The organism is Negadavirga shengliensis (assembly GCF_042652345.1).
GTDB classification, from domain to species: Bacteria; Bacteroidota; Bacteroidia; order Cytophagales; family Cyclobacteriaceae; genus Negadavirga; species Negadavirga shengliensis.
On the sequence record NZ_JBHSJJ010000015.1, the window covers coordinates 95,087 to 108,259 of the forward strand.

The following is a 13,173-nucleotide window of genomic DNA, read 5'->3' on the forward strand; positions in this document are numbered from 1 at the left end:
CCGGCGTCCCACCTTGCCCATAAGGATGATCCATTCCCTATCCTAAAAATAGTCTGTCCTTCATTTTTTTTGCATGGCGCTGCGCCAATCTTTATTGAGTTCAGGCAGCGTTAACGCCGTCCTTCGGTTTATATGGTGCATTTCCGGAGAACACGGGCTTTCTTTACAATCGTAAATGGGTTTGCTTTTACCAAAATAGTCATACACCAACCGGTCAGAAGCAATGCCTCTGCCTTCCAGGTATTCTTTTACGACCAAAGCCCTTCTTTCGGAAAGCCTTATATTGTAGTCCTCAGAGCCTCTGATATCGGTATGACCTTCGATAGAAAGCCCTTCGATTGGCATATGATTCAGCATCAATATTGCCTTTTCCAGTGTCTTCATTGCCGCCAGATTGAGGTCAGATTTATCAAAGTCAAAGTGCACCATGGGCATCTCTCTGGTGATAAGGATATTGCTTATTTCACAAAGGTCCGTACCTTCCAATTCACCAGGCCATTCATAGGCCTTCCCTTCATCGGGAAAGGCCAGCAAAAGCAATTCACTTCTACGGTTAAGCTGATGCAATGACTCAGAACAGGGCACCCCATCGCCACAATCGTTTATCAGTTGCCTTTCTCCAAACCACTCGGATTTTACCCTTGACCGGGCAATTCCAAACTGCCCCAGGTAATCCCTGACAGCATCGGCCCTTTTCTCGCTTAACGTTTCATTATAGGCATGACTTGCTCTGGAGTCGGTATGGGAGCGGACGGTAATGTCCAAAAAAGAAAACGATTTGAGTAGCTCAGCAACTTTGTCCAAAATTTGCCCGGCATCTCCACGAATTACCGCCTGGTCCAAATCGTAATAAACCAGGTCCACGTATACCGAAGTGTTGTATGGGATTTTAACCAGCTGATATGTTTTCGTGATCCGGTCTCCCACCATTTGCTTGGTGGTAAGTCCATCATCCTTGACCGTGAAATATCCCTGTTTCTTAACAAGCACCTGGTAATCCATGTCCGGCCTTAATTCCGCATGGAAATTGGCCTCGTCCTCTTTTTTGACAGAAACGTTGGTTTGTTTCTCACTTTCCTGAAGCATAAAATCCACGTCCCCTTTTATCGGTTCCCCATCACAATCCACCACCAAGGCCTGAAATCGCAGGCCGATATTTTCTGCTTTGAAGATATCATCCAGCCCCAGGCTTTCGGGTCTGTTGGATGCCAGGAGAATGCCTTCGTCTGAAATGCTGATTCCGAAGTCATCCTGAGGTGAATTATAAGGGACTCCCATGTTTTTAGGATGCCCTATTTTATCTTCCTTTATATCCGCGACAAACAAGTCCAGTCCGCCCAATCCAATATGCCCATCAGATGAAAAATAAAACCTCCCGTCGTGAACATAAGGATCCCGCTCATTTCCGGCGGTATTGATGGACGAACCCATATTGACAGGTTGACCGAAATTAAAATCACGGTCATATTCCATCACATATAAGTCATAGCCCCCGAAGCCCCCCGGCATATCCGACGCAAAGTACAAGCGTCTGTTGGCTTCGTCTACAAACGGCGTTTTCACACCATACTCCAGGGCATTGTTGATAGGGAGGGGTTTAAAATCAACAGCATTTCCTGCTTCATCCAATCTGCTAAAAAAGATTTCCGGCTGGACTTCATAGTTTTTGGGCCTTTTTATCTTTCTGGTCGCCGTATAAAAAACAACGGCTTGATCCTTTAAAAAATAAGGATCTGCAAGGTGAAAGACTTCAGGAACAGGAACATTAAAAGAGGTAATCTCCCCATCCTGATCCATTTTATACACCCCCAAAAAATCCCTCCCTGTCCAATCGGATTTTTTGTCATAATATCTATAACTCTTGTCTATCCTTACCGCCGGCTTGTTCCTGTCAAAAACCTCACCCCTATCAGACGAAAAATATACATTCCCCCTGCTGTCCTTTGTCCATCCAAATTCCGTACTGGAACTGTTGACCTCATCCAGGCTGTTGAGAACCGTACGGTCTTGCTGACCATACCAATGGAGAAGAGAGTCTATGTACAGATTGCTTATCATCCCGGACCCGGTTGCTCTCAGGGAATCCAAAGCACGCATTACCTCGGTAGTTTCTCCAGCTTGATTAGCCGCAGCAATATAGTGCTGCCAATCCTCCCTCCCCGCCTGATCAAATCCAATCGCCTTTTTCCAAAATTCATGGGTCCTTTCATAATTCCGTAGGTAAGCATAAGCGCGTGCAGCTCCTTTTGCCGCTCTATAAGAAGGTTTTCTGTCGAAGGCTTTTTCATATTCTTTGGCTGCCTCATAATAATTGGATTCATCCGCCTTCTTGTCCGCGTATCGCAGCAATGTGTTTTGGCCCTGGACCATCAATACATTGCCGCTTAGCATCAGACAGAGCACAATTGTATAAATCTTCTTCATCTTTAGAACCATCTTGGATTTTTCATATTTACTTTTCTTGGTGAGATATAATACCCCACCGAAATTTCATGAGAGCTGTTCCGGAGACCGCTTAAGGCATTGGTCTGAACATCATAAGCATACCCCAGCCTCAGGTTATCTGTAGCGAATAATTCCAAAATCATGGCGACCGCATTTCTTGCCGATAACTCCTGGGGGGCAAAATCCTGACCTAAACTGAAATTTGTCCGGTAAGAGGCTCCCGCCCATAGTCTCTCCATAAAAAGGAACATCCCATTGAGGTCCACACTGGTGGGACCGCTTCTCGCGTCCCTTATTAAAAAGGAAGGTTTAAACTGCACCTGGTCAGATAAAGGGACCAATCCTCCCACTGTCAGATAATAATGAAGATGATGGTAGGCCAGCGCCACGGCTTCTTTTTCCAGTTGCTTTTTGCCTATCATGTTAAAGGCACTGAAGCCGGCATAAAACCCCGGGGTATGAAAAAAAATACCTGTGTTAAGGTTGGGCGTAAAAAGGTTGATCCTACCCTCGGGGATATCCGGATCATCAAAATCATTAGGGTTCAGCATAGACCCGTCGATGGCATATTCCGACACACCTGCACTGGCTCCAAATCCCAAAAAAGAGGCCTGTCCCGTTTGTATCCTGTAGGCATAGGTCAGCAAGCCGGTATTTATTTTAGAAGGCCCCGCTTCATCAGAAAAAATAGAAGCCCCAAAACCCATCAAACCCTCATTGGCGCTGAAATCCGCCGTCACGGTAAAGGTAGTTGGGGCTCCCGGAACATTGGCCCACTGACTCCTGTAAGTCGACTGTAGGTAATGTTCTCCTTTGTATCCCGCATATCCAGGATTGATATGCAGACCATTAAACATATACTGACTAAACTGGGGCAATTGTTGGGCCCAAGCCCCGCCCATTCCCACAAAGAAAAGCAGCAAAAAACCAATTAATCTAAAAATATTTTTCATCGATCATCTAATTTTATGTTCTATACAAGCACGGTTAGCTCCAATCCAGGGCATCAAAAATTTCATTTGATCACCTGTACCCACCCCTTATATACCTGTTCTTTACCCTGGCTATCTGTAATGACCAGCACGTAGTAATAAGGTCCTCCATTTAATCCAGGTGCATTCCAGTCATTTTGGTAATTGTCCGATTCATAAACATGATCGCCATTTCTATTAAGAATGGTGAGTTTGTTACCGGCAAACTGCTGGATACCCTTGATCTCAAAAGTGTCGTTTTTCCCATCCGTTCTGCCAGGCGTAATCACATTGGGGATAAAAAACTGCTTTATCTGGTTGTGATCCACTGCCTCTAAATCAGGAGATATTATCCCCTGGTCATCGGGAACGGACACCGTCACCTTATTCATGACAGGCCCGGTCCCAATGGCCTGGACCTTTATGGTGAACGTCAGTACCGCCCCGGCCGGGACTGTTGGGACAGTCCACGAAATGACATTGCCGCTAACCTGGACCTCTCCAGCAAAATCCGAAGAGGAAAATCCCAGATAGGTAACCAAATCGGGCAATACGTCCACCAGGGTCACCTCTTCAGCATCCGTCGAACCTTCATTGGTAAGTGTTATTTCATATTCGAATTCATTTCCTTCATAAATATCCTTACCAAATGACGTCTTGCTCACTTTTAAATCGACAGGCTTAGGCAAGATGTTCACCGGAGGAGCAGCTACTTCATCCTCATATTCTCCAACAGAAACGGTTGCCGTATTGATCACCTCTCCTGTTGCCACAGCAATGGCCTCAATGGAAATGACTGCCTTTTCTCCTGAAGGTATGCTTGCAATTCTCCAGACACTCCCTTCTTCGGGAGATGGATTGGCCGACAAATACATCAATTGCGCCGGAAGTATATCTTCCACCATCACGTCAAAAAGGTCAAATTCACTGTTATTGACCAATTCGATGCTGTACGTGAGCATTTCGCCCATAACGACCGTTGCCGCGTCTGCTGTTTTTGCCAGGTCCAATAAAATAGGTCTGACGGTAATGGTCACCTTGGCCTGGTCACAAAACCGTCTGTCGGAATGATCACAGATTTCGTACACAAAGGCGTCCTCTCCACTAAAGTTGACACCGGGTGTATAGGTAATACTGCCATCGGAGTTGATTTTAACTGTCCCCTGTTGCGGCTGTTCAACTATTGTCAGGGTCCCGGCATCAAGTTCTCCGGGATTAACAAAGTCATTGAGCAGCACATTGATTACTACCGCTTTGTTTTGATTGGTGATGACATCATCGTCGTTTGCCTCTATATGCAAATCGGCTATAATGAACTTTATTTCGGCTTGATCCTTATTTTCCGGATTTATAGACTCGCTGATTTCATATACCAATACATATTCACCGGGTTCCAGATCCGCAGGAATGATAAGGTCCCCTTCTTCGGTTATTTCAACTCCCGAGAGCCCTGCATTGTCTATCAATTCTACCAGTACCATTTCAGGTTCCAAAGGTGCACCATTCCACCGGTCATTTTCCAACACATTGCCGATAACACCTCCGCGACGCGATGGAACGGTTCCGAAATCATCATCCACCGCTTCCAATACAGTTACTTCCACATACACCTTCACCGTGGCCCGATCACACTTGGTGGCGTCCTCTCTGTCACATATCTGATAGATCAATTCGTAGGTTCCACTTGATGTGCCGCTGGCAATATCCACCGAACCATCATCATTTAAGGTCAATACCCCACCTGTGTTATTTTCTACCTCAGTTAATATGATATCCTCCAATGCCACAGAAAGTCCATTAAGAAGGTCATTGTCCAAGACATTCAGTAGGTTTTCCTTGCCAAAACTGTCTTCAACGGTGCCAAAATCGTCAATAGCTTCCGGGACATAATCGATTACCTCTATCCTTACCTCCGCGGTAGAAGTCTCTCCAAGTGGGGTACTGATTTGATAAGTAAGGGTATAAATTCCTGCCGGCGTATTAGGAGGAACATCCACGGTGCCGTCCGGATGAAGCACCACCGTGTTGTCAGGAAACGGCTTAAGTACTGTCATGGAAACGTCGATGGGGTTCAAGGGGAAACCATTGAGTTCATCATTTTCAAAAATATTAACTACAGCTTCGCCTCCCGTCTTGCTGTTGACCCTTTCGGCAAAATCCGGTGCGGCAAAAATTTCATTGACGAAAAAAACCAGTTTTCCATCAGGCTCATTCACGCTGATTACCCGTATGCCGTGGATAGGCTCTTTAGCTTCGAAAATTATGGGAGAAAAAAGCACCAGCCATTGGGTCTGGCCAGGAACGTCAATCATATGATTGACACCTGAATTCCACTGCCAACCCCGGACCTGCACGGTCTTGGTCCCGGATATGGGCTCTCCGTTTTTACCCAGGGCAATAAAATCGGTGGCTGAGTTACCAAAACGTTCTGTATACAATAAATACCCGGATGAAATAATTTGATCTGAATAGAAAAAATCCACAAACTGCTCCCCATTTGGAATGGAAGGCTGTCCGCCAATACTCCAGTATGACCTCAAATCCGGCGTAGATACCACCTCCCGGAGACTTTGTAAAAAGTCAGGACTCCTATGACTTACAAATGGGCGGTCATCTGACCGGATAATTTCCACAGCGTTTGACCTGATTTCATCTGACCCCAGCAAAGGATGTGGGTTGGCAACTTCCGGTTGCCTCGTCGTAGCGTATATCGACTTCCCATCTTCCAATTTCAATGACTTAATCAAGACGGGCACATCTATGGGTTCCGGGTTCTCATTACCGGAAGGCGAGGTCTGAACAATTTCATTACCATTAACCGAAAGGACAACCTCGGAAATCACTACATTGTTCTGATCACCGGTCACAGTAACCGTCTGCGCGTAAACATTCGGATTGCAAAGAAATCCCAGCAATACCAAAAAGAACAAAAGCCTACGCCTTTTGTCTAAAATCCGATTTAAGCGGTCATTGTAAACATTTCCTTCCATAACCAATCATTAAAAACTTTAACACTCTATTTTTGACTAAAAACAAATAATTATTCTACAAATACGGGATATATGAATTATACACTTTGTTTATAGAAATGAAAAACAAACCATCCTTTCATATCCAACGTGGTAAAAAAATATGTTTTCACCCCGTGTAACTCCTTTTTCTCTTATATTCTCATCTTCAAAAAGTAGCGGATAACAGGGCCTTCTCACCAACATTCAAGCCCTGTTATCCTAAAAAATTCGGACTAACCCCTCTTCCTACCTCTTATTTTTTCCGATACGCTTCGCCTCTTTCCCTACCTCAAAAAATTTTCCATACCAAAAAATCCAACTAACCAATCTATTGGGCATTAAGCAACACCCCATTATCCCGGTGTCCAGGTAAATCCAGATACCAATCCGCATACATCGAACCGCCGGAAACAACCCAGTCAAAGAATTTCCTGTATCCTTGTGTAACATCCACTTTATCAACCATATAAGGGATGCTTTCTGATATATTCATTGCCCATGGCAAATTGGTTTCTTTACTCTTATAATAACTGTTAGAAACACCTGATTGAGAACCATCGTCTTTTGTACCCATCAAGCTTTTATCAGCCAAGGCTGTAGGCGTTTTGCCCGGCAAATGCACTTCCAGTTGCCTATTTTGGTTACTGATCAGAAAGGGATTAAAGTTACCCATACCCACTTCTGCCAAGCTGGTAGCTCCTCCTATTGCTGCCTGGCCGTCTTTTTTAAGCGTAAGGATCACTGTCTGTGTGACAGGCTTCTGCAATGGGAAATTGGGGTCTGTATTGATTCCGATAGAGCCTCCCCCGGGATGGGTAAGTACGTTATGGGCATCGTCATAAGGAATAAAGGTCACGTACTCCGTCCCGGCTTCAAGCCCATTCGGCGCAAATACATGGATGCTCTCCGTTTTTATTTTGGTGCCCTCCACTGCAATTATCCTGTCAGGTGCCAGTCCGGTAAATTCTATACCAAAGCCGTTTCGGAACCCCGCGCCAGCTGCCCTTGTCTTCAACTCAGTGATAACTTCTACCACTTCGCCGTCTGCATCGGTCACTCTATTGATCCGGTAATCCACCACCAGATCGTTGAAATCGTAATCTCCTAATGCGGGCCACAAATCCTCAAACATCAATGTCCCGAAGTTTTTGGAGGGGAAATAATTATTGTACGCCCTAAAAGGATCATTCGGATAATCATCTTCCTCATCCGGAACCCCATCGCCGTCGCTGTCGACTTCGTCAATTAAAGGAAAGCAGTTTTTTGAGGGGTCAACATTGTACTTTCCTGGGATGACCCAATCATCCAAGCCTATCCTGGCGCTCCCCCCGGTTCCTGTAAAACTGATGAGGATCTTATGAGGCTGACCGATTACCGCTGCCGGTACTGCCACGCTCACATTATGTACAGATGTCTGATTATTTATCGGGTTGGGAAAATCAAAACGGGCGAACTCCACCGCATTTCCCTCGCCGGTACCGCCGTTGCTTCCATTAAAAGTTACATACTGAAAGACAACCGCCCTGTTTCCACCTGAATTGCCATCAAGCCTGGTCTTAACAGTGATGTTTCCTGCTTCTGGATTTAGCCATGGGGATTTGATCCACACAGCTGTTGCTGATTCACTGACAACAGGATTTGTCCTGAAACTGAAAGACCCTGATACCAACGTGGATGCTTCACCGCTGACAGTCACCCCGTTCATCGACCAACAACTGGCGAGATAAAGGTTTCTGTCTCCTAATTCCGCGTCGTTTCGGACCATGTTTTGGGCATTGGATGAAACAATCCCTAAACCTATAAACACTATAACCAATATATTTCTCATAAACCGTTTCAAAATCATTATTCTAGGTCACCGTTATCATTATCCACTGAAAAACCGAAGGAAACTTTAGAGCCGGCTATTTCTTCTTTTAGGTCCACATTTCCATACCGCATTGTAATCTGGTGAACATGGTTAGGCAACTCAAATTCCATTACAAAATCCTCGCTCATGGAATGGGTGCCTGAATAAAACACTGTCCCGTCCTCCGAAAGCAAAGAAAGCCTCCTCTTCACACCAAGATCTATGGATAAACCCGTGACGGTTACCTCTACTTCCCGTGAAGTTTTCCAGTCAAAATTGCTATTGGCATGCAATCCTTCCACAGGCGTAGTTAGTTGTGGCCCCTTTTCTCCCATCTCATTCAGGCAGGAAGTAAGGAGAAACAACACCAAAAGGGCCAAGCTATTTATCATTTTATACCCTTTCAAATTCATAACTTTCCTCATTGCTGTTTTAATTATCATGATACTAATTTCATATATTTTTTTCCCGGGCAGGAAATTATTCGATGAACACACACAATCTAAAGGTCAAATACATTTTTTTAGGGTTGAAATTCATAAAACAAGTACCAAAATTATTCAGGTGTTTATACCGTACAACACGTAAAAATTAGAATAATATAAATTACAATTAAAACTCAGCGATAGTAAATTTCCAAATTTTAACATATACTAAAATTTAATATCGAAACAAGTTAGGTAAAGTATTCTGCATTTCACCCCTACATAAAAGCATTTTATAGCTAAACTAGGGGTTTCTTAATATGATAACCGACACTGGATCAGCGCATTTATGCTGACGGCATAATAATTCCCTGAAAAAAAAACAGATCCACACAGAAAATACGGCTCAAAATCCTGCTGCCTTCCGCTTTGTCCTTTCCGACCAAACTTACCTTTTTAACCATAGCCCCCAATCCAGCTTTGAAAATGAAACGTGGCCAAACAATCCCTTAAAAATTTACTATCTTCGCGTACTTAACTATAAAATCGGATGAAAACTATTTACTATTATAACTTTATTTTGGTTGGCGTGCTTTCCATGGTGGCACTGGCCTGTGATCCATCTGTAGAAGAGACCGCCGAACCTGATCCCTTTGCAGTGGCATCGGAAAAGCTGTCCTTCAAGGTGGACACCTTGTATACAGAATTTGAAAATCCTTGGGGAATGGCTTGGCTTCCTGATGGAAGAATGCTGGTCACAGAGCGCAAGGGAGAAATTCTCATTTTCGAAAATGACCAACATACAGGAGAAAAACTGGCGGGGGTGCCAGCAGTGCATGAAGTAAATCAAGCAGGTCTTCTTGACATTCAACTGCACCCTGATTATGCTCAGAATGGATGGGTATACATCGCCTACGCCAAACCCGTGGAGGGGGGAGGCGCCACCGCTATCATGCGTGGCAAAATAGAAGGAAACTCCTTTGTAGAAACAGAAGACCTCATTATCACCACTCCAGCTGTAGAAGGAGGAAGGCACTTTGGCAGCAGAATCGTTTTCGACAACGACAATTACTTGTATTTCAGTAATGGTGACCGGGGCAGTCATCCTGAAAATGCCCAGACATTGAAAAACTCACACGGCAAAATCCACAGAATACATGACGATGGCCGTATCCCCGATGATAACCCCTTTGTGGACGAGCCGGGAGCCATTCCTTCGATTTGGACTTATGGAAACCGGAATCCACAGGGCTTGGTATATGACAAGGAAAATGACAGGATATGGGGAATAGAGCACGGGCCACAAGGCGGAGATGAAATCAACCTGATAGAAAAAGGTAAAAATTACGGCTGGCCGGAAATCACTTATGGCATCGACTATGATGGTTCTGTTATTAGCGAAGACACGGAAAAAGAAGGCATGGAGCAGCCTGTACATTATTGGGTGCCGTCCATAGCCCCATGCGGTTCAATGTTGGTCACGTCTGACAGATACCCACAATGGCGGGGAAATCTACTTGTAGGCGCTTTGGCCAAACAGCACATTGCACGCGTGGAATTGGAGGGAACCTCTTATCTGGGAGAGGAGAAACTTCTTCAGGATATTGGAAGAGTAAGACATGTAGCCGAAAGCCCTGATGGGTATATTTACGCGGTCACTGAAGGCACGGGTCTGCTGATTAAACTCATCCCGCAAAATTAACCTTTAACAAAGGTATATGCTAAAAAAGCCGTCTATTGATAAGACGGCTTTTTATTTTTGGGGACTTATTTACTTTAGACGTTAGAAAGTAAATCTGATAGACAACGCTAATTCATCGCCCCAAAAACCGGCTCCATTGATAATGTTAAATGCCGGTTTATAATCCAGTGACAAGTTAATGGGGGCATCGACAAATTTATAGTCCAGGCCGATAATACCATCAATACCCACGACGGTGGTACCCCTAAAATCCGGGTCCGCCCAAGGTGGTGGAACCCTGTTGCTGTTCCATGATCCGATATGGGCACCGCCCCCATAAAACCACCTTAGTCCGCGGACCTCCCTGATGTTTTTGTGCACTTCATAGAGTCCCGTGATCACCAATCCCCTCCACCGGGTATGAAGAATACCTTCCAGCGCTACATCTTCCTGGATAAAATGCTTGACGGTTAACCCATTGGTCACCCCTGCCCTTAACCCAACTCCTGTAGCATAGGTCTGCGCCTTGGATTCATTAAAGAATACGAGCGCAAACAGCATTGCCACAAATGCAATCATTGACTTTTTTACCATAAAATTTAAATTTAGAAAAAACCTAATCATTAAAAACTATTATATTATCCGGAAAAATACAGGCATCCAATGGGACATCATGGTCTTCTGCCGGAATATGTGCCTCGGGATGAAAATAGGAAAGCCCAATTTTCATAACAGAGGGACTCAGATTGAACAGAAACCTGTCATAAAACCCCATACCATAACCCAGCCTGTGACCCTTCCGGTCCACTCCCAACAAAGGTACAAAAACCAGATCAATGCAACTATCATCGATATACACTGGTATCTTTGGAACCTTAATACCTAAACTGTCTTCAACATATTCCATGCCAGCCTGAAGCTGTACCGTTTTCATCTTTCCGTCTATCCATGAAGAAACAGAACTGTAAACGTTTTTGCCCCTTTTGAACAGCTCATCAAGCAGGGGCAGGGTATTGATTTCATACTGTTTTTCTATGGGAAGAAATATGTGTATATCATGGTATTCTGGATGGCTGTCAAGGAAGTCCAAACAATTTAAAGCAATTCCATGTGAAAAATTCTCCCTAACACGCGTTCCAAGGCTTTTCCGCCGATGCTTATAAAGTTTTCTGAGCTCCGCCTTTGATTTCATCTTGCGATAATATTATAAAATTAAAATCCAAAGGATCAAAAAACCGATATAGCTTATCTATAAATGTATCGTCTTCCAGATAAAACTGCAGGAAATTCAACTTTCGCTCCTGTGGGGTATTTCCCGGAAAAAGGGTCTCCTTGATTTCATAAAGCCGGCGTACCTCCGTGCTTTTCTTTTTCTCCTCCGCTTTTCTGAATTTTTCTGCGACTTGCTGCAGCGTCTTTTGGGCACGGGTTCCGGCCGCCTTAACCGAAGTCTGCAAGGTTTTATCAACGCCCCCTGCCTTATCGTAGAGCTCATCAAACATCCCGGAAAGCCTGGATTTCTCGTCCGGAAGATCCAGATCAAATGATGAGGTTGTTTTCACAAATTGCTTCCGAAGAAGGTCCACGTCCTTAAACAAATCACAGGGGCTGAGACCTAGCTTCCGGATTTTCCTAGTGATATTCACCGGGGTGATGAGGACAAAGTTTCTTGGAAGCACGAAAGGAAAACCCACTTTATAAAAATCAAAGATCTTCTTTAGCTGAAACCAATAAGCCACTTCAGCCGGCCCCCCGAGATAGGCCAGGTTGGGCAATATCGTTTCCTGATACAGCGGCCTCATGACCACATTGGGACTGAACCTATCGGGAAAGTTTTCGATTTCTTCAAGCAACTCATCTTCCTGCCATCTGATCTCCTGGTTTATAACCTCAAATACCCCATTTGACCTGATTATTCTTTCCCTCAAACCATTTTTCATATAAAAAAAATTAATTTCCCGGGGAAACACCTGCGTCTTATAACCCAGCTTTTCCAAAGAGACATTGCTGGCATTTACCAGTTCATTGGCATTTTGATGGAAAACATCATCCTTGATCACAGGAATAAAAAGCTGCTTGAGCGCTTTATCATTTCCATCGAGGATCACCAAGCCTTTATGGGAAAACAAATGGTGGACGTATTTCCGCACGGCGTCTTTAAGCTGCTTGCCTTTCTGATAAGCTTCCTTCAAAAAACCGGGCAGAAAATCAAGCTCGGAAACAAGTTCCTGTATACCTTTATCCAGATAAAACTCGCCCACCGGGCCTTTCTGATCGGTCTCCCATACGTATTTCTTCCCGTCAAAAAGAAAATGGTTTATCTCAGCAAAATCATGATCCTCGCTGGCCATCCAGTATACGGGGACAAAAGAATAGTCCGGATAGTGTTCTTTTAATTCTTCTGCAAGCCTGATGGTCGAAACGATTTTGTAGATAAAATACAAGGGTCCCGTCATCAGGTTCAACTGATGACCCGTTGTTACAGTGAAGGTATTTCCCTGAATAAGGCTCTGGATATTCCGGGAAACCGGTCCATCCTCAAGCTCCCCATACTGCGCCCACAACCGCCGAACCAAAACCTCCCTTTTTTCCGCCCCGAACACCCTTTCCTTCAGCATCTTTTCAAAATTTTCAATTTTCGGGTATTCATGGTAAAAATCCTTTAAACTGTCTTTTTGTTTAAGGTAATCGAGGAACAGAGGGGAAAACAGCCCTGTACAGGCTGGGTCTAGGGTAGATTTGATCATGAATTAAATAGGTTAAATAATAACATTGAAGCCATACGTGAACT

General features: G+C 44.4%; 9 protein-coding genes. 1 reads left to right on the top strand and 8 read right to left on the bottom strand.

All coding sequences use genetic code 11. The annotated features are described in order from the left end of the window. Positions 1–60: 60 nt before the first annotated feature. From ACFPFU_RS20535 to ACFPFU_RS20555, 5 genes are all read right to left on the bottom strand, one after another. Positions 61–2,424: an OmpA family protein gene (locus ACFPFU_RS20535; RefSeq protein ID WP_377067635.1), complete on the bottom strand. Its 2,364-nt coding sequence runs from the start codon at positions 2,422–2,424 to the stop codon at positions 61–63. Positions 2,425–2,426: 2 nt separating this feature from the next. Then, complete coding sequence (locus tag ACFPFU_RS20540) at positions 2,427–3,398, bottom strand: PorP/SprF family type IX secretion system membrane protein (RefSeq protein WP_377067637.1); 972 nt, start codon at positions 3,396–3,398, stop codon at positions 2,427–2,429. Positions 3,399–3,460: 62 nt separating this feature from the next. Continuing rightward, positions 3,461–6,406 carry an Ig-like domain-containing protein gene (locus ACFPFU_RS20545; protein ID WP_377067639.1) on the bottom strand — a complete coding sequence of 982 codons (2,946 nt, stop codon included), beginning with the start codon at positions 6,404–6,406 and terminating at the stop codon, positions 3,461–3,463. Positions 6,407–6,755: 349 nt separating this feature from the next. Continuing rightward, complete coding sequence (locus tag ACFPFU_RS20550; RefSeq protein ID WP_377067641.1) at positions 6,756–8,255, bottom strand: LruC domain-containing protein; 1,500 nt, start codon at positions 8,253–8,255, stop codon at positions 6,756–6,758. A gap of 17 nt (positions 8,256–8,272) precedes the next feature. Next, positions 8,273–8,668: a hypothetical protein gene (locus ACFPFU_RS20555; protein WP_377067643.1), complete on the bottom strand. Its 396-nt coding sequence runs from the start codon at positions 8,666–8,668 to the stop codon at positions 8,273–8,275. Positions 8,669–9,251: 583 nt separating this feature from the next. Here ACFPFU_RS20555 and ACFPFU_RS20560 point away from each other — a divergent pair. Beyond that, complete coding sequence (locus ACFPFU_RS20560; RefSeq protein WP_377067645.1) at positions 9,252–10,403, top strand: PQQ-dependent sugar dehydrogenase; 1,152 nt, start codon at positions 9,252–9,254, stop codon at positions 10,401–10,403. A gap of 81 nt (positions 10,404–10,484) precedes the next feature. Here the strand turns inward: ACFPFU_RS20560 and ACFPFU_RS20565 are convergent, their stop codons facing one another. Genes ACFPFU_RS20565 through bshC form a run of 3 tightly spaced genes read right to left on the bottom strand, consistent with a single transcriptional unit; the run spans position 10,485 to position 13,129 of the window. Further along, complete coding sequence (locus ACFPFU_RS20565) at positions 10,485–10,976, bottom strand: hypothetical protein (RefSeq protein ID WP_377067647.1); 492 nt, start codon at positions 10,974–10,976, stop codon at positions 10,485–10,487. A gap of 22 nt (positions 10,977–10,998) precedes the next feature. Next, positions 10,999–11,574 (bottom strand): 5-formyltetrahydrofolate cyclo-ligase, encoded by a 576-nt coding sequence (locus tag ACFPFU_RS20570; protein ID WP_377067649.1) that lies wholly within the window; start codon positions 11,572–11,574, stop codon positions 10,999–11,001. Continuing rightward, positions 11,540–13,129 (bottom strand): bacillithiol biosynthesis cysteine-adding enzyme BshC, encoded by a 1,590-nt coding sequence (gene bshC, locus ACFPFU_RS20575; RefSeq protein ID WP_377067651.1) that lies wholly within the window; start codon positions 13,127–13,129, stop codon positions 11,540–11,542. The genes ACFPFU_RS20570 and bshC overlap by 35 nt, the downstream gene beginning before the upstream one ends. Between the last annotated feature and the right edge of the window lie 44 nt (positions 13,130–13,173).

Excerpts from the sequence above, each read along its gene's own strand:
- ACFPFU_RS20535 (WP_377067635.1), bottom strand. The coding sequence starts at position 2,424 with ATGAAGAAGATTTATACAATTGTGCTCTGTCTGATGCTAAGCGGCAAT.
- ACFPFU_RS20540 (WP_377067637.1), bottom strand. The coding sequence starts at position 3,398 with ATGAAAAATATTTTTAGATTAATTGGTTTTTTGCTGCTTTTCTTTGTG.
- ACFPFU_RS20545 (WP_377067639.1), bottom strand. The coding sequence starts at position 6,406 with ATGGAAGGAAATGTTTACAATGACCGCTTAAATCGGATTTTAGACAAA.
- ACFPFU_RS20550 (WP_377067641.1), bottom strand. The coding sequence starts at position 8,255 with ATGAGAAATATATTGGTTATAGTGTTTATAGGTTTAGGGATTGTTTCA.
- ACFPFU_RS20555 (WP_377067643.1), bottom strand. The coding sequence starts at position 8,668 with ATGATAAATAGCTTGGCCCTTTTGGTGTTGTTTCTCCTTACTTCCTGC.
- ACFPFU_RS20560 (WP_377067645.1), top strand. The coding sequence starts at position 9,252 with ATGAAAACTATTTACTATTATAACTTTATTTTGGTTGGCGTGCTTTCC.
- ACFPFU_RS20565 (WP_377067647.1), bottom strand. The coding sequence starts at position 10,976 with ATGGTAAAAAAGTCAATGATTGCATTTGTGGCAATGCTGTTTGCGCTC.
- ACFPFU_RS20570 (WP_377067649.1), bottom strand. The coding sequence starts at position 11,574 with ATGAAATCAAAGGCGGAGCTCAGAAAACTTTATAAGCATCGGCGGAAA.
- bshC (WP_377067651.1), bottom strand. The coding sequence starts at position 13,129 with ATGATCAAATCTACCCTAGACCCAGCCTGTACAGGGCTGTTTTCCCCT.